Source organism: Thiocapsa sp. C2-2m (assembly GCF_041903745.1).
Lineage (GTDB): Bacteria > Pseudomonadota > Gammaproteobacteria > Chromatiales > Chromatiaceae > Thiocapsa > Thiocapsa roseilacustris.
Genome location: NZ_JBBWVD010000006.1, coordinates 112,522 through 129,348 on the forward strand (window position 1 = coordinate 112,522; position 16,827 = coordinate 129,348).

Annotated in this window: 12 protein-coding genes; all 12 read right to left on the minus strand. The window is 61.5% G+C overall.

The window, feature by feature from the left end; all coding sequences use genetic code 11:
* Positions 1–36 precede the first annotated feature (36 nt).
* A complete protein-coding gene (locus AADX97_RS06290; RefSeq protein WP_374233876.1) occupies positions 37–1,770 on the minus strand; it encodes a radical SAM protein in 1,734 nt (577 codons plus the stop codon).
* A 50-nt stretch (positions 1,771–1,820) separates the two neighbouring features.
* Positions 1,821–3,008: a Card1-like endonuclease domain-containing protein gene (locus tag AADX97_RS06295; RefSeq protein ID WP_374233875.1), complete on the minus strand. Its 1,188-nt coding sequence runs from the start codon at positions 3,006–3,008 to the stop codon at positions 1,821–1,823.
* A gap of 144 nt (positions 3,009–3,152) precedes the next feature.
* The gene (locus tag AADX97_RS06300; RefSeq protein ID WP_374233873.1) at positions 3,153–5,411 is read right to left on the minus strand and encodes a TIGR03986 family CRISPR-associated RAMP protein; all 2,259 of its coding nucleotides are present in this window, start codon (positions 5,409–5,411) and stop codon (positions 3,153–3,155) included.
* 1 nt (position 5,412) lies between these two features.
* On the minus strand, positions 5,413–5,919 hold the full coding sequence (locus AADX97_RS06305) for a hypothetical protein (RefSeq protein ID WP_374233872.1): 507 nt from the start codon (positions 5,917–5,919) through the stop codon (positions 5,413–5,415).
* Positions 5,916–7,400 carry an RAMP superfamily CRISPR-associated protein gene (locus tag AADX97_RS06310; protein WP_374233870.1) on the minus strand — a complete coding sequence of 495 codons (1,485 nt, stop codon included), beginning with the start codon at positions 7,398–7,400 and terminating at the stop codon, positions 5,916–5,918. The genes AADX97_RS06305 and AADX97_RS06310 overlap by 4 nt, the downstream gene beginning before the upstream one ends.
* Complete coding sequence (locus AADX97_RS06315) at positions 7,397–8,932, minus strand: hypothetical protein (protein ID WP_374233869.1); 1,536 nt, start codon at positions 8,930–8,932, stop codon at positions 7,397–7,399. The genes AADX97_RS06310 and AADX97_RS06315 overlap by 4 nt, the downstream gene beginning before the upstream one ends.
* 4 nt (positions 8,933–8,936) lie before the next feature.
* Positions 8,937–9,521 carry an RAMP superfamily CRISPR-associated protein gene (locus AADX97_RS06320; RefSeq protein WP_374233868.1) on the minus strand — a complete coding sequence of 195 codons (585 nt, stop codon included), beginning with the start codon at positions 9,519–9,521 and terminating at the stop codon, positions 8,937–8,939.
* Complete coding sequence (locus tag AADX97_RS06325; protein ID WP_374233867.1) at positions 9,518–11,146, minus strand: hypothetical protein; 1,629 nt, start codon at positions 11,144–11,146, stop codon at positions 9,518–9,520. Before AADX97_RS06325 ends, AADX97_RS06320 begins: the two co-directional genes overlap by 4 nt.
* Before the next feature lie 76 nt (positions 11,147–11,222).
* Entirely contained in the window at positions 11,223–12,365 is a 1,143-nt protein-coding gene (locus tag AADX97_RS06330) for a putative CRISPR-associated protein (protein ID WP_374233865.1), read from the minus strand.
* A gap of 125 nt (positions 12,366–12,490) precedes the next feature.
* The gene (locus AADX97_RS06335; protein WP_374233864.1) at positions 12,491–14,068 is read right to left on the minus strand and encodes a hypothetical protein; all 1,578 of its coding nucleotides are present in this window, start codon (positions 14,066–14,068) and stop codon (positions 12,491–12,493) included.
* A 369-nt stretch (positions 14,069–14,437) separates the two neighbouring features.
* Positions 14,438–15,427: a CRISPR system precrRNA processing endoribonuclease RAMP protein Cas6 gene (gene cas6 / locus AADX97_RS06340; RefSeq protein ID WP_374233863.1), complete on the minus strand. Its 990-nt coding sequence runs from the start codon at positions 15,425–15,427 to the stop codon at positions 14,438–14,440.
* A 126-nt stretch (positions 15,428–15,553) separates the two neighbouring features.
* Positions 15,554–16,774: a CRISPR-associated ring nuclease Csm6 gene (gene csm6 / locus AADX97_RS06345; protein ID WP_374233862.1), complete on the minus strand. Its 1,221-nt coding sequence runs from the start codon at positions 16,772–16,774 to the stop codon at positions 15,554–15,556.
* Positions 16,775–16,827: the final 53 nt, after the last annotated feature.

The window sequence follows — 16,827 nt, forward strand, 5'->3', positions numbered from 1 at the left end:
GGGGCGGAGCGACCAACGGCGAACGCAATCCGCGAGTCAGGAAGCGTCGCCCCCTGCCAGCCACGCGGGTACCGTCTGCATCAAGGCGACGAGTGGAGCCAGTGGAACCGGCGCGTCGAGGAGCGGACGGTTACTGCGCAGCAATGCCGATGAGCGTCCCGGCGTGGTACCGATGCTGATGGTCATACCGGACTTGCGTGCCCCTAACGCCGCGTAGTAATCGAGCGCCCAGTCCGTCTTCAGGATGACATCGAAACCCTTGCTTGCCATGTCCGCGGCATAGGTGTCGACCGAAGGCACGCGCTCGCCGTCGCGCTCGAATGCGGTGTCGATACGGCCCGACCCGTCAGGATCGACCCGATGATGCTGCAGGATGGCCATCGCATGATGGTCGTAGGTGTTGAGTGCCAGTTTGTGCACGTACTCGAAGGCCGCGAATGCCGGCGACCCATCGCCGAAGTAGATCTCGGTCAAGGTACGGTGCCGCTCCAAGTCCAATCCTTCGGCCGCTCGGAGATGCTCTACCAACGCCGGAACCCTGTCGAGCGGGATTTCGAAGTAGTAGAACGACTCTTGGTTGGTCAAATAGTGATCGCGGATGATGATCGGACTGTTGTCGCCGTAATGCTGCGCCATCGCCGCGATGGACGCAGCCCCTGCCGCAACGGCCTCGGCCAAGGGCGTGACCTGAAGATCCGAACCCTGCTCCGGGTGCAGGAAGCAGGGGAAATAGCGTAGCTCGGCGGTGAAGTTCACATCGCGGTTAAGTGCGCAGACATTGCAGCCTCGACTACAGGTACAGCTCTGCAACTCGACCTCCAGGGGCGAGTCGCGCCAGCGGTAGAGCGTGCGACGCTCCCCTTCTTCGAGATAGACGAGCTGATCGCCCAGTTGGTCTTTCAGGCCCTGCAAGCGGAAGTAGTAGGGGTAGAGATGCTTCAGCTTCTTCGTGATCATCAGCTCGAGAAACTTCACCCGTCGCGCCCCCGATTCCAACCCATAGGCCAGGATGGCTTCGATCTCTCGGGTTTGCGTGTTGAGTCCTTTCAGCAGCACGAAGTTGAGCTTGAAGGGAATCCCGGCCTCGCGCAGCAACCCCAGATTGGCCTGAATGCGGTTCAGGTCCGAATGTGTTCGCGACGGACGATCGGAGAGTTGGCGAACGATCCGATCATGCAGCACCGGATCGAGGCTGTGCATGGAAATATTGAAGCGAATGCGACCGGGATAGTCCTGCAACACCTCCAGGAACGCGTGCTGCAGGGCCAAACCATTGCTGACGAGCTTGATATCCGGCAGGTAATCGATCCGCCGCATGTAGGCCAGATAGGGCACGATCTGCTTCCACCGCAGCAGCGGCTCGCCGCCCGTGAAGGTGAGGTCGTTATAGTCGAGCGCCTTCATCTGATCGAGCACACGGCAGACCTGCTCCTCGTGGGCACCCTGCCGAACACGCTCCATCTCCAGACCTTCCTCGTGGCAGAAGAAGCACTTGTAATTGCATTTCTCGGTGATGGAGAAGCGCACGGCGCGGCGTGTCGGGATCGTTTTGACGAAAGACCCCGGCATCAGCTCGCGGTAGTTCAGGTGGGACAGGCGGTGCACCGGCACAGCCACACCGGGATCGAGTTCCAGGCAGATGTTACGGACCTGCTGGTCCCTGAGTTCCACCTCAATATCGACCAGACCGGGCAACGGGTCAGCCCCGTCGGCCTGGCCGAGTCTGACGATCGCCTCCTGGCCACGGATGTCGACGAGCCATTGTTGCATATTTGATTCCCCAGGGCCCACCAGGACAACCTTGGACATGGACGGTGGGCTTAGACGTGGTCGGCAGAGATCCATTTGAGGACGATCTCGCGCAGCCGGGACAACTCCTGGGGACCGACCAGCCGGATCCGTGCCCGCCGCGCGCGTTCGATCAGCACATCGGACGGGAGACGTGCGGATAACAACCAGGTATTGCCGAAGAGTCCACGAACATCCTGACTGAGACTATCCAACTTATAGGCGACTTCGTTCTCGTTCTCGGGACGAAATCGCAGGGTCTTGCACTCGATCAGCAACAATTGATTGATGTGGCAAGCCAGAACATCGAATTCGTTGGTGGTTTTCTTGGTATCCAGCCATAGACCTTCCACGCCAAGACGAACGTCGAACACCTGCGCATCCTTGACGGTATGCCAAGCGTATTCCTCAAGCCAGCCTCCACGGACGAAGAGCGCTGCCTCGGTACTCACGAAGGTGAAATCCCGCGCACCGTCTTCCCAGCCGAGCAGGCCGGCCTTGACCAGCTCTGCTTGTGCCTTTGCCCACATGCCCCAGGGTGGGTCGTCAAACGCCTGACGGGGCTCGACAAGTCTCTGCCCATAGGTACCAGGAATCGCTTCCAATGCTTGATCAGCCAGATAATTCATCTGCCCAACATAATGTTGAAGCTGAGGATCGGCGATATTCAGACCGAGGAACTTGCTAACTGCCTTGCGTTGTTTCGCCGATTCACGCCAACTCGCGTCATCGGAAACCGCGTGCCGAAATCGAAACCCTTGCGCGGCAAGGTAGTCCGGCAGATCGAGCGTATTGCTCATTGGAGTGGGTTCCGGCAGCGGCGCGTCGGCATTCGGGAGATACTCGATGCGACGATGCGCGGTATCGGTATAAAGGATGCGGCTGGCGATGCCGCGAAAGGCTTCGACGAAGCCAAGCGACATCAGTTTGGTTCCGCCGGTGGCGTTGAGCACGACTTCAGCCTCGGCGTATTGGTCGACAACCTGGTCAGCGAGGATATTGGCGAAGGATTGAATCTCCCGTAACCCGACATCCGGAGCATCGGGAAAAATGCGCGCAGTGACACCCTTTGCTTCGAGCAGGGACCTCAAATGCTGATCCAGACGACGGGCAGCCATCTCGGGAGTCACCACCAAGAACACAAGATCAGGGCTATCCATGAGGATCGGGATCAGATTGGCGAGCACTTGGTCGGAAACCAAGACAATATGGATCTTCATGATTTACATCCTTTTGCTCGTCATACCAATCGATGGAATCGGACTGAGCCTGGGTGATCTGCCCAATGAATCGACTCAGTATTCTCAACGTCCAGAACGGTCATGGCTGAAACGATGTCAGGCAGCGCAATGACTCTCGGTTGATCAAGATCCACCAGGTCCAATCCTGATTTGCTCGATCTGCCGTCGGCGTTTAATCTCCTTTTTCTCTCGTTGCTTTTTGCTCTGGCCAGGATCAGACCAGCCGATCTGGTTGTACGCCTCTTCGAGCATGTCGGCGGCCACTGACCGTTGAGACCCGTCAGCCCAATCCTCCGACGCTTTTGCGAGTGCGTTGAGGAAGGTGACAATCCTGTCACGCCCCAAGCGATGTTCGAACTCATTGCCGGCAAGAAATGTCTTAAGTTGATCTCGGGTTGTCTCGATCAGTTTGCGTTCGGGCGGCAGCGCATCGAATGCAGATTCTTCTTCAGCCTTGCGTTTTTCTTCAAGCGCTTGGCGTTCTTGTTCTGCCAATGCCTCCGCGATCTGACGGTTCAGTACCGCGCGCTCTGCTTCCCGCTCTGCCCAAGTGGCTGGATGGTCTGTCTGCGGATAGTCTGCGAGGACGAGCCCTGCCTGTTTGGCCTTGACGAAATCATTCGTCCCTTTCTTCGGCTCCAAAGTCATGTGCTGGAGCTTGCCCTTGAAACGGTTCGCGTTGTTCGGATCCGCCATGCCGAGCAAGGTTTTGATCTGGGTTGAAGTGCGCCAGGACCGATTCGAAATTTGCGCACTCTGTTCCATATGCTCGATGAAGGCGTCGCAATATTGCTGCCAAGGTTTTGCCGCGATCTCCGGCGCATTGGGACGGATACTGGTCTGCTCGATCTTGACGCTGAGTTGCCCGAATCCGAAGGGTTTGCCCATTCCGACGGTATGGCGGAGTCCGGATCCGCCGCCCCAGGTCAACGCCCAGCACAGACCGCCGAGTTCGGCGGGCAAGAGATTGTGGAAGACCACGCGGCAATGAAACACCGTCTCGGCCGGCAGCGGGTGTAGGACGGTTTGAACGCGCTTGTTGCTGCGCTGCTCATTGGTCAGTTCCTGAACACCATGCTGAGTGCGCGCAGGATAGCGCTTCCAGCCCCGGATCTCGGGTTCAGGATGCTCTGATGTCCCCAGGCAAGTCGCGTAGCCCCCCCGACTGTTGAGCGTCCATGTCGTGGTGTTTGCTTCTTGAAACAGATAGTTCGGGAAGTAGCTCGGCTTCGGCCCGTTGAGGATGGTCGGCTCGGTTGCCTCGGGAGGTGCAGCCCCGGCTGCAACGGCATGGTGGAAGATGACCCTACCTTTCAGGCATTTCTCGGATTGATCACCAACGGTTCCGAACAGCAGTTCGGCAAAATCCCATGGCCCGCGGCCTTGGCCGTCAAGATGTTGAGGTTGGGTGTGTTTGATCATGTCGAGGGTGCTGAAATCGCCGGCCAAGCGTGGCATGAAGGCCAACCCGACGCGCGTTTTCGCAGCATCGCGAAGATAGAACACCGGAACCGGCTCGCCGTTCCAGAAGCGTTGCTTCCAGTATCCCGGCCAAGACATGTCGGCCGCATCTCGGGTGGCCTCATCACCGTGAATGAAGAGGAAATCGCCCCAGTCATCGGCCTTCAGTGCAAATGCCCGTGTCGGATCTTCGTCGTAGAAAATGAAATCGCGTTTTTTCCCGTTCTTACGGGTGCTATCGCTGATCTGTCCCGTAAAGACCGGCACACCCTCAATGAGGCCGCAGCCCAGCCGAGTGGCTTCGCCATCATCGAGCGAGAAACGGATTCGTCGCTCCTCCATGCGATGACGGCGGCAGAGGTCGGACCAGCGTCTGTACTTGGCCTCGACTGTACGGTCGGGTTTGAAAATCGGTGGACGCTCTTCAAGCCATTCCTCCAGCGCCCGATGTGAAAGGCGCACCATGGCGCAGGGCGTGATGATGGGGAGCCCGTCTTGACCAATTCGCATAAAACCGGTTTTCAGCTGATCGTGGACGCGGCCCGTATAGGCGTTGCTGACGTACCCGCCGGAGATGTCGCGCAGACCGTAACGCACGTCATCGACGGCGTTCATCCGCGAGAAGCTCGCAATCTCCAAGACGTTGCGAATCATGCCCTTCAATGCAGTACCAGGGAGTGCGTAGCGCCCGTCCGGTAACTGGTACGGATAGACCTGCCCAGGCTCGTCTCCGCTTGCCGCGATTTGTTCGCGCCCGACGAGAATCGGGGTATGGGCCGTCAAGGTGAGGTCCAACTGCCCGCAGAGACCGTCGCGGAAGGGGAGATCGTGAGACACCCGAGTGGCCCAGTTGGGAAGGTGAACCCAGTCGGCCAAGGGGACGAAATTGTAAGGAGCGTCGATGTTCGTTGGGGGTGCCATGTCAACGAATCTCCGTGCGGTCAAAGCCGAGAAAGGCAGCGAAGGCGGGGGCTGCGCCGGTATCTGGATCGAGACTCCAGTAGCGGCGATAGCGGAGTCCACCGGGGGTCTTGCCGGTCCCAAGGATCGAGCACAGGTCAGCGATGACCAGGTCGTCCTCGCTCGGCGTGGCGGTGTCGTCGAGCGGCGTACAGAGCACGCTCACCCAACCATCTCCACCGGTGTGACGTAGACTCATTGAACGTCCATCGGCATCGACGCTCTCGGCGGCTAACAGTACGCCCCAGTCATCCGACGGCTGTGGTGGTTCGCTTCGCTCGAAGATCGTCACATGCGACTGAAACTGCAGCCAACCCTCGCGCGATTGGAAGCTTTGCCATGCGGCGAGCGCGCTAGCCGCATCTTCGAAATGCCTAGTCTCGATGCGGCACCGCGCCGGCACCATTTGCGGTAGTCCATGCGCTCGCGCCACGCGGCCATAGGCGTTGCTCAAGTCTTCTACAATCATGTCGAGGCATCCTCTTGTGCGTCGAGCCATCCGCGCGTTGTGTCATCCAAGACCCCAGAAAAGCTACCGTGGCCCTTCGTCGTGCCGGCGCCGAGGCTCAGGCGACCGTCACACAAATCACGAACCGCGCGCGAGAAGGCCCTCCGCGCCTTTGCTTCGGTGGTGTCGATGCCGGGCAGCAAGGTGATACGAAGGGGGATAGGGCACCGATAAACCAGCTCTTCGGTAAACAACATCCGGTTGCGTACCCCGCCCGTGAATCGATCGAGACTGTTATGAATCATGGTTTGGATGTGGTGTTGGATCGCCTGCTCGGGCAGGTCGACGTAAACGTCGTCGATTATCAGATGCCCCGCCTGACCACTCTCCTCCGGCTTGCGATCCGAGTCCGATTGTTTTCCCTTGGCGTAACCGAAGATCTCTCGAACCCCGTCGCAATCATCGGACTTGTCCCAGGTTGCGATTGTGGTCTCCGGCAGATCGTCGACGTAGCGCTGGTTCAATGCGTTCCAGTGAAACGCGGTGCGGTGCGCCAAAGCCCCCTTGATCGATGACCCCGGGACCAGTGCCAACCGTGCAGAGACTTGTGCTTGGCCCGATGGACTCCACGTAATTATCGGCTCGACCATAGGAAGGAGATCCGGGACTTTGTCGCGTTGGCCGGCTAGGGACTGATTGCCTTGCCCGAAACGCCAAAAGTCCCGCGGCGTTAGCTCGATCGATAGGATGCGTGTGTCATCGTCCTGAGACAAAGCATCGATAGGGTAAGGGTCCAATCCTTTGAGATCATGCAGTCGGCTGCCGAGCTTGCGGTAGGCAGCCACATTGGACGGCTCGCGGAGATCGAAGACTCCGACATGTAAGGCGCGCAGCGCCATCGCGCCCATCCCGGCGCGCGTCGCTCCGCCGAGGCGCAACAGCGGGTGTGCAAGCAGGTCAAGCAGGCTTGACCAGTGGTGGTCGTCTTTTGCTTCGGACCAGAGGCGAATCTCGCCGCTGAATCGATGGCCGGCCGCGAGTAGGCCACGATCGTATTTGCTGTTCTTAGCGGCGACACCGCGGTGCGTGAGGCGAACGCGGTCGCGGAACAAAGGGTCGTTTTGGGTTGCAAGGGCGTCGCGAAGCAGTCGGTCGGTGGCCAAACGCGTGCGGTCCGCTGCATCTAGGAGCAGCCCTTCAATCGGCCGTCCGGCGCTGTCTTGGAGCGCGCAGGCCGCCACTTCGACGCACGAGGGGGCACCTCGCACGGAGGCTTGCCAGCCGAACAGGTTGTTCACGATGTCGTCGCCGCCTACCGCCGCCGTCAAAGCGCGCAGGACGCCGGCGAGCGACGTTCCCGGGATCATGGGCAGGCCGTTGGCGTCACGAACGATAGGGTGATCGTAGATTCCATCGGGACCGCCTGTCCCGATAGACAACGCGGTGCGGGCTTCGAGCGTAAACCTGGCGATGTATATAACGGATCGGTTCAGCCGGTTCATCGGGTTCCCTCCAGGCGTTGATCACGACCACCGACCTGTTTCGCGGCCCGTTGAGCTTCTCTACCAAAGGCGCGGAAGGCGTGCAGCGAGTTCAGCTCCACGCTCGCGGCTTGGAACCAGTCGGCAAAGGTCAGGATGACGCTCTCGTCACGAAATTGGTCTTGCCAGCCCTCACCCTTCGGTTTGCACACGGCATTACCGCCATCGAAAAGCGAGCCTCTGAGTTTCGCGAGATCGGTGGCGACGCGCGCCTGCTCATAGACCGTACCCCATTGCGCCGGTGACGGTCCGACCGGTAGATTGACTGCCAGGCCGGAGAAGGCGCGGGCGAGTTGGTAGCGTCTCTCCAACTGCAATGCCAAGACTCTAGCCTGTTTCTCTGCCATGCGGCGTTCCGCGCCGAGCTGCTGGCTGCCTTGAAGCCAATCGATTAGGGGATGATCTGGTCGCTCGACGCTTTCCCGTACGGTTGTTTCGGTGTGAGGCAGAGTATCGAATACAGGCACAGCAGCGGACAACAAGGCCGGGGCGACAGCGACCCGGCCCAGACCGATCTCGCGGTAAATGCCTATGCCGGCCTGCAGATGCTGGCGTTCTGCGTCGGTGAGTGGCGGATCGATGCCCTCGATCGTGATGACGCTGCCGCGCCGGATAACCTGACGCTCAAGGTCATAGCTATGTCGATATGCGTTCCAAGCGGCAAAGCGACGAAACCGCAGGAAACTGCGCGTCCAATCGAGCGTTCCTCGCCGCAGACCGAGGCGCGCGGGCGTCGGCTTCAGGGACGGCTGAGCACGCTCGTCGAGCAGTGCGAGATCGCTCAGGCACCAGAGTGTAAGTGTCCCGAGTGGCGTTGGCTGCTCCAGGGGCGGCAGGGCCGATACATGCGGATCCCACTCGGCGCGCACCCGGCCGTATTCGGCGGAACGTGAGCGCCCCATCAACAAGGCGTCCGAGCACGTGAGAGCGCTGACGAGTGCCTCCCAGAGCATGGCCGGCACGTCATCGTCGGCCTCGACCCTGGCGGTGAAACGCTGTCCGGCAAGGATGGCCTCGTACCCGAAGAGTTTCGCCTCGTCGACGCGACCGGTGTCCGGGTCGATGGCGGTCTTCATGCGAAGCGCCTTTTCAACCGTGACGCGACACCCATCCGTTCGCACATAGCCGTCGCGAAGTTGCTTGGGTTGAACATTCTCGGCAAAGCCGCCGAACTGAAGGTTGCGCAGTCTCTCCGCGACCAGACGATGACCATCCTGGGCTGGTCGCAGCTTATTCTCATGCCAGCACAGTGGCATCGGCCAGCCGGGCAGAGCGTCCGAGAGCGGCACGGCATCGCCGAAACGCACTTTCCCCGAGTGGAAGAGGATGAAACTGTCCGAGCGCGGCAGATCCTTATAAAGCCGTGCGGCGCTTGCCCCAAGCAGCATGGCCCCAGGCAAGTAGTCGAGCGTTGTATGGCCGCCTTCGGTGGCAGGTCGCTCGCTGGCCACAACGTCATCGATCAGTGTGAGTGTAAGATCCAACATTGGCATGTTTTCAAGCCTCCTTCCAGGCAAGCCGGGCTCGGCCGAAACCTCGGGAACGGTGCGCACCGACAGCGTTCACCAGGCAAAAACAGGCCGCCAATCGGTTTTCCCACTCTGCAATGGGCGCAAGGCCGGGCACTTCTGAGATGCTCGCCTGCAGCGTCAAGGGCACAACGACGCGCATGCCCCGTAAGCTGTGCTGCTTTGCCACCCCCTTTTTTGGCACGATCGCGGTGCTGAAGTGCTCGCGATAAAGGCCGGGCACGAGATGCGCGCCCTCGCTGCTCGCAAGATAACGCGCGACCACGGGCGGCAGGGTCGCGTCGGCGAATCGCAAGAGTCCTGGGAGGGTCTCGATCCCGTCACCACGGGGGCCGAACAGCGCGTCGGTAGTGCCGCGTGGCGTTTCCGGCCAGCCCCAAACCTCGGCCCGATAAAGGGCATCGCGCAGCAGTCCCTTTAGGGTGCGCCCGGGCAGGCGCGGCAAACCATCGGCTCCTGTATGCGTGATGGCATCAAGATGATAGCCACTGCCTCTGCCGGTGCCGGGATGCCAATAGCTTTGGATCTCGATGCTCAGAGTCGCGTCTGTCATGCGTTGTCCTCCTCGTGAACCGGCACCTGATGCGTTGCGCCGCGCGTGACCGCCAGCAGCGTTGCGATGTCGCCGAACGGGCTGCTGCGCAGGTCGCCGCTTGCCGAGACGGGAAGACGCAAATCCTCTGCAATGCCTCCGGGGAGCAGGGCCTTCAGCGCCGTATCGATGGCGTGGAGTTCATGCGAATGGCGATCGACCATGACCTCGCGCCAGCGTTCGTACCGTCGCTGCGCGTTGTCAATATCTTGGCCAAGCAGCGTCAAGATCTGACGGGCCGGACCACGCGCCATCTGCTCTGCGCCGAACAAGTCGAGGAGTTTTTCCAACTCGCCGAACGGAGGCAGACCCGGGATCGGTGTTTCATCGATGCCATAGACCTCCAGCGTCGTCCGCACGCGCGGCGCCGAGACGCCAAAGGTCATCTCCTGATCCAGAATGTCACGGTACTCGCCCTGGCTGGCCGTGGTAACGCGGTGCCAGGCGAGCGTCGGCGGGATGCGGCGATCGATCCCCAGGTGGTTCTTCGCGGTTTGTTTCGCATGCTTGGCGAGCGACTCCGCGAGCCTATGCGCCAGATGGAAGGGGTGGCTGGATTTCACGAAGGCGATGCCGGCGCCGGCCGTCAAGGCGGCAGGCATGTCGGTGATATCGGGATAGTCGCGGCCGAGCGCGCGTAATGCTGTGCGACTGTGTTCTTCGAAGGCAAGCAGAAAAACCCGGGTAAAAGGCAAGGCGAGATCGGCGCGAAGCAAAATCGTCAGATCGTCGCCACCCAGCACGATCGGCCGAGCCGGCATGCGTGCATTATTGCGCGCCCGCAGCGGGAGGAGGACCGCTTCGGTCGCCTGTTTCGCAGCTCCTTCGGTGGCTGCGGCAACTGCCTGGGAAAAATCGCGAAACAGGGCGACGAACTGACCGGGCTTGGGCTGTGTCTGCTCGCTCAATTGGCGAAGCACCTGACCAAGGCCGTTTCCGTCGGCATGTACGATGGCCAGATAGCGATTGTCTTCAAGGAAGGGGAAAGATGTCTCCTCGTCGCCGGCCTTGTGTTCCAGGTCGCGTGGCCAGTCGTCGGCCGAGATGACATCGGTGAACTTGTCGGTCAGCTTTCCGCGACGCCAGAACCGATCGGCACCGAATCGGGCGGTCGCGGCATCCTGAAGACCGAGCTTCTGATGGGACTCAACCGCCGGGTTCCCGGTCCGCGGTGTAAAGGCCGTCACGGGATTGCCTGCGGGTAACCAAGCGGACTGTCGATTGCGCGCGGCCTGAAGGTTTTGCGTTGCCGCAAGATAAGCCGAGTAGTCGGTTTCGCCCTGCCCACATGCGACGATGAACTCCAGATTTGGCGCGTACTGGCGCACAAGCAAAGACCAGAGTTCGCGAAATCCATCACGTGCGCTGGCAGATGTGCTGAACAGGTAGACGGCACCTCCAGCTCGGCGGGAAAGATGCACATCGACACCGACTTGGAGACCGAGTTCTTTCAATGTGTCGTCGAGCAAATCGCGGGTGAGCGAATCGATCAGTTCCGAGGCACCGACGATATGTCGTAGACGTCCGGAACCGAGGATGTACTGCTGGATGGATTTTGCCTCGAACAAATAGGCGTAGCTGACCATGTCGTGATGGATCTCCTTTGTTTTTCGGCCGAGTAACGGATATTCGAAACGCAGTACTGGCTTCGTCGGCTCGCCATCAGCCTTCGTACAGCTCCATGCGCACGAATGGTGCGTACTGCGACCGCCGTTCGGCGACCACGCGTGCCCCCGCATCGCGTTTGTGATTCTCGGTGAGCAAATCGTCGTATTCGTCGTGACCGACGATACGCCAGACCAGCAGCCGCCAGCCTTCGACCGAAACCAGATAGCGGTCGCGTGTGTGCTCACCGGGCTTGAGCCGGAACAAACCGTTGCTCCATGGATCGTGCTTGCCACTCGCCAGGTGCTCGCGGACCCGCGCGACCCGGTCCAGATACGCGTCGGGCTTGCAGCCCTCGATGCCGCGTACCTTCAGCAGATCGTCGAGAGCACGTCGCGAGAGGAACGGCACCAGCGCGGACGGACTCTCCAGCTCCTCCCAGATCAGGAAACCAACCGGCGAGAGACTCACCTGCCCCTCGCCCAGATCCTCGAACAGATGCTCCAAGGCGCGGCGCTCCTCGTAGGGCAGAGCCGCCTCAAGGTCCGCGCGAGGGATCGCCGTCTCGTTCTGGATGCGCTCGAGCAGCGGACGGATGGGCTCCAAGCGCGAGCGGGCGAACTCCACCGGCACCATCGGCAAGGGGATCAGCGCACTGGACTGCTCGAAGATGTACTTCGCCTCGATCCCTTTGAGCATGCCGATCAGCACCGTGTAGGGCACCAGGCTCTTGAAGCCGCCGGTGGGGTTGAGCATGCACTGAGCGGCGCCGTGGTCATCGATCTCGCGCAGGATCGCCCGGGTGAAATTGAGGACCCCCTTGGTGCGGAATGCTTGCGCGTCGGTCACCTGCAACCCTTCGACGACCTCGACCCGGCAGCGAAGACCAGGCCGGGCATGCCCCAGATAGCGCGCGACGGCCAGTGCGCAGGCTTGCCCGTCGGCGGTCTCGGAACTGAACAGGACCACGGTGTCCTTGTCGTCTACAGCCATCCGAGCCAAGGAATGAATCTCGGCCGACAGGTCGCGCTTGAGCGCCATCTCATCCGCCATCGATGCGTCCTGAAAGCTCCGATAGATTCGTTCGGCCGCCGACTCGATCCCGCCCTGATCGGCCACCCAACCGGCATTGAACGGGGTTGCCTGACCGAAGAACTTCTTGGCGGCACTGGTACCGCATGTGCAAAGGTAAACCGGCATGATCGACGGTGCTCCTGGGTCTGTCGCTGTCGGTGGTCCGGTGCTCCTACGGCACGTCACCGGGATTCAAGTGTTCCAGTACGGGCCTCTCGCGTCTGCGGTTGCAAGCTTGCGAGGGTATGCCGCTACCAGCCATCCCGCGCGGGAATGAAGACGCCATCAACGGTGGATTTGATGTTCTCGACGAGATAGCCGATCAACGAGGCATGCTGCTGCCGCAAAGCCTGCTTCAATGCCTCCTTTTCCTTGGCCAGCACCTCCAGGATGTCGGCACGCATGTCTTCGCGCGACACCGCCTCGTCGATCTCGATGGCGATCTTGTCGATGGTGAACCACGCGATAAGTCCCGCGCCGACGCCACACACGACCGCCACAGGACCGGAAGGCGAACAGACTGCCACGCCACCCAAAGCCGCAGCCACCGTTCCGCCGCTCTTCTTAGCCACCAGCTTCGCCCCCATAACCGCCGCCACTTGGACGCTTTTCTTGGCGCCGACCTTGGCAATCACGGCTGCGGCAATTTTCTGCGAGAGAATGGCACCGCCGACGGCCGCGCCACCCCCCGCCGCCGCACCGGCCCTCCAGACATCGCGATCCAGTCGCGCGAGCGGCTCGATATTCAAGGCAACCCGCACGCAAGGATCGGCGCTTGCCTGCGCCTCGATGTGATCCTTGACCGTTTGAGATAGGCCGGACACACGCGCGAGGCTCTCGTCGAGCAGGGTCTGATCGAGCGTGTGCATCCGGGCGTGGAAGTCCGTCGCCTCGAAGAGACGAGTATCGAGTTGATCGGCCATCAGTTGCGGAAAATCCCCGACGACCAGTGCTGCGAGACGCTCGTATTCGCCCACGACAGTGAAGTACCAGTCCAGGTATTCATCCACTGCTGCGGTAACCGGTACGAATATCTGCTCGACCGCTTCGTCGATCCGCTGCCCGGATTCTTCGATCAAGCGGTCGCGCTCGCCGATCACCGTGGTATCGAGTGCGGCCTGCGTCTCGGCGCTCCGATCGAGACTGCCGCGGCAGGGATCGATCCAGGTCAGTACGTTCTGACTGGTCGGCTCGAACTGGCTCGGATCGACATCCTGCAGGCGCAAGGCCGCGTAGAGAGACGGGAGGGCCAATACCAAAATGGTCAGGATGAAGGTTTTCGCCAGAGCACTTTCACCGGTCACCGTTTCGGCGCGCAGTTGTCGAGACTCGCTCAGGGTGAGCACGCCGAGCAGCAGCCGCGTATAGAGCAACGAGAGCAAGCCGAGTTGGAGCAGAAAGAACGCCCACGCGGCAAGGCGCCACTCGGCGTGAGGCAACTCGGGGATGTAATGCTGGGCCAGTGACCAGCTGCCCTGTTCAAGGGACTCCGAAGCCCCGACCAGCGTACCGATCCAAGGGCAAGCAACCACCTCTCGACCTGATTGGAACGCATGCTCGGCCACCGTTTGCCAACTCTCCTGACGCAGGTCGGGCGCGCCCAGCACGAAGAAACTCAGGATGAAGAAGGCGAGCGTCAGCACGCCCAGGTTGATCCAGCGCAACGGCCAACCGCGCACGTAAGGGCCGAGCATGTGCGGGTGGATCTGACTGGCCGCCCGACGTTGAACGACGCGGTAAAGCAGCGCGAGGACCAACGCATCGGCAAACAGGAACGCCCACTGATGCGCGTTCAGGCGAAGGGTCAGCGTCAGCAGCAGTATGGCCATGACCAAGGCCGGGATGACCCGGAACGCGGCACCGATGCGTCCGCCCCAGAACCAGCGGCGGGTCAGGCAACCCTCGAGCGTGGCTCCCGTCAGCAGGAGACGACGGCTGAACAAAGAGGACTCATCAAGTGACCGCCACAGGGGATAGGCCACTGCCAAGCCCAAGAGCGCAACACCCCAGCACGGCGCACCACGCGCCAGCACCGTCAGAAGCAGAAGACTCAGGCTCGCCAAGATCAGCCAGATCAAGGTGCTCCAAAACGTCGACGCCGTGCCGGCACTCGGCGATGGATGTGGCGTGGCCATGGCTCAGGTTCCCTCAGTTAGCCGTATCAACTAAACGCAGTGTCGCGCAGGTGGTGCCTTCGGTCAGTCTTCGCAGGCTTGCGGCCCTGCCTCGAACTCTTCCGTGCGGGTCACAACCCGATACCCCCCCAACCCGAACGCCGTCCCCTTGCCCACATGCGTCCACTGCCCGAGCCACAGCGCAGGCCAGAGCTCGGGCAGGGCCGGGCCGTCCAGGAGAACCTCGCCGAGCAGGCCGCCGAACTGCATCCGTGCGTCCTGGCGCGAGGAGTAGCGTGTCCAGTCATGCCAGCGCAGGTCGCGTGGGTGAAGACTGAGCGCCTGCGACAACTCGGCGGCGCGATACAGATCGAACCGATCCGGATCGCCGCCCTGCAGTCGAGCCAGTGTTCTCAAACGACGGTAGAGGGTCTGGATCAGATCCGGTGCGCTCAGGTCGCGCGCGCCGAGGAAACGCCCGTTGCGCTTGATGCGCAGCGGGGTCGTGAAGCAGATCTGTGCGGCGGGCGGGCCGGGCGGCAGTGTCGGCGCGGCGGCCTCCAAGGTGCGATAGACACCGCCGCGCGTGGTGTAGACATCCTCCCAGTTATCCGTGCCAAGGCCGTTCTCGCGGGTCACGTCGGTGACGGTAAAGCGCGCACGTTCGCGGCCAAAGCCCAACTGCCCGGCATGGCCGAGGGCGTGAATCAGATAGGGGGCTTGGGCAATCGCCGCACCGATGAGGTGGACGGTCAGCGCGAAGGGCTCGCCGGATGCCAGCCTTCGCGGTGCGCGCGGATCGATGTCCAGAACAAAGGGATGCGGAAGGGCGCTGTAACCGTCATCCTCTGCACCCGGCGTCTCGAACAGGGTCGAGTAGACACAGGATGGCCGCAGCAGACAGCCGTCACAGGTGGGTTGCCGCGTCACGCAGGCGGTGCGCCGCAGACCATGGCCGAGGAGCCCGCGCCACGCCGAGCCCGGATAATCCGGCAGCCGGATCGGATCCAGAGCCGTGAAAGCAAAACGAAAGCGCGCCAGCGGCGGGAACTGCAAGCCGGGGACAGAGTCCATTGAAACCCCTCTCCATGCACCATGACGATGGTTGTATGCGCTTCGATCCTCGAGGCTGCGATGCCAAGGGATCAGGCGACATCCGAGCGAAGTATGACGTTTTCGGTACGCCACGGGAAGACACGATTAGAGGACGCTCTGGGCGGCTCGTTCCGGTCCGGCATCTGAATCCTTGGGCGGTGCCTGCAAGGCTCCATAGTGGATGTCGCTGCCCGCCAGGGCGAGCGCATAGCCACCGCCATCGCTATCCTGCAAGATCAAATAAGGCCGCGCCGCCAGCGCCCCCAAGCGGTCCTTCAGCACCCGGTTGAGCTTGGAATTCTTCGCGTTGAAATACTCCGAGAGCATCCCGTCGCGCAGCCCGATCGCCCGAAGGGTCTTGCCGTCCTCATCCAGCAAGGGGTCGATGCGCCGCAGCTCGGCGACGAATTCATCTCGGTAGGCCACGCCTCGACCCTCGAGATCCTTGACGGTAATTCCCGGCAACGGCGCCTGCCCGATCTTGGCGCGTCGTGCGAACCAGGACAGAAAGGCCAGCTCGGTCGGCGGCAGGCGAATCAACTGCCCCCCGGCACGGATCCGCCGAGCCGCCAGATCGATCACCAACTCGCGTGCCGCGAGCGCCTCTTCGACCGTGCCGACGCAATCTGTAAAACGCGCCTGACCCTCGACGAGAGGAAGATGCTGCGCCGCACGCAACCGCACGAAGGGGATCCATGCCAGGTCGACTGCTGCCGTGCGACAGTCGTAGGCAACGTCCTTGCCGCCCTGATTGACGTGAATCGGCCGCTCGATGAGCGATGGATAGTAGAAGTCGCGATGGTTCTCGAAGGGCGGAGTCACCAAAACATGCGAGAGTCGATCCTGGGTGCGCCCGAAGAGCGACAGGGCATAGCCGACAAAATAGCCCATGCTCTTGCGTCCGCCGGCGATCGAAACATGTAACGCGCAATCGGGATCCTCGGTGAAGCCGCGCACGAGCGCGGTGATGCAGTCCGCCGCACAGGCGTTGTCCGCGGGCGTGCGGATGTCGACCAGCGGTGCGCCGCCATGACCGGTGATGACATGGATGTGCTCTGCCGAAAAGGCGACCGATGGCATGGCGTACTCGCGTCGTAAACGCTCCAGCCACCCTATCGCCGGGGAGAGCAGATTCAGGCGCGCATGCTCGGCGCCCTGAAGCGTGGTGATCAGGTGCACCTCGGTCGGGAGCAGCCCTGGATTCTGCCTCCAAAGCGCATAGAGGGTCTCGGTCACCACCTGCGGTGACAGCCCCGTCACCGCCAGCAGGACGCGACGGGAGAACCCTGCAGGAGCCATCATCTGGTCTTTGTCATGGGACTGCATACTGTTCTTGACTCCGAAGAACCGTTCAACGACATAACGCAGCGGAACGTCCT

Excerpts from the sequence above, each read along its gene's own strand:
- AADX97_RS06290 (WP_374233876.1), bottom strand. The coding sequence starts at position 1,770 with ATGCAACAATGGCTCGTCGACATCCGTGGCCAGGAGGCGATCGTCAGA.
- AADX97_RS06295 (WP_374233875.1), bottom strand. The coding sequence starts at position 3,008 with ATGAAGATCCATATTGTCTTGGTTTCCGACCAAGTGCTCGCCAATCTG.
- AADX97_RS06300 (WP_374233873.1), bottom strand. The coding sequence starts at position 5,411 with ATGGCACCCCCAACGAACATCGACGCTCCTTACAATTTCGTCCCCTTG.
- AADX97_RS06305 (WP_374233872.1), bottom strand. The coding sequence starts at position 5,919 with ATGATTGTAGAAGACTTGAGCAACGCCTATGGCCGCGTGGCGCGAGCG.
- AADX97_RS06310 (WP_374233870.1), bottom strand. The coding sequence starts at position 7,400 with ATGAACCGGCTGAACCGATCCGTTATATACATCGCCAGGTTTACGCTC.
- AADX97_RS06315 (WP_374233869.1), bottom strand. The coding sequence starts at position 8,932 with ATGCCAATGTTGGATCTTACACTCACACTGATCGATGACGTTGTGGCC.
- AADX97_RS06320 (WP_374233868.1), bottom strand. The coding sequence starts at position 9,521 with ATGACAGACGCGACTCTGAGCATCGAGATCCAAAGCTATTGGCATCCC.
- AADX97_RS06325 (WP_374233867.1), bottom strand. The coding sequence starts at position 11,146 with ATGGTCAGCTACGCCTATTTGTTCGAGGCAAAATCCATCCAGCAGTAC.
- AADX97_RS06330 (WP_374233865.1), bottom strand. The coding sequence starts at position 12,365 with ATGCCGGTTTACCTTTGCACATGCGGTACCAGTGCCGCCAAGAAGTTC.
- AADX97_RS06335 (WP_374233864.1), bottom strand. The coding sequence starts at position 14,068 with ATGGCCATACTGCTGCTGACGCTGACCCTTCGCCTGAACGCGCATCAG.
- cas6 (WP_374233863.1), bottom strand. The coding sequence starts at position 15,427 with ATGGACTCTGTCCCCGGCTTGCAGTTCCCGCCGCTGGCGCGCTTTCGT.
- csm6 (WP_374233862.1), bottom strand. The coding sequence starts at position 16,774 with ATGCAGTCCCATGACAAAGACCAGATGATGGCTCCTGCAGGGTTCTCC.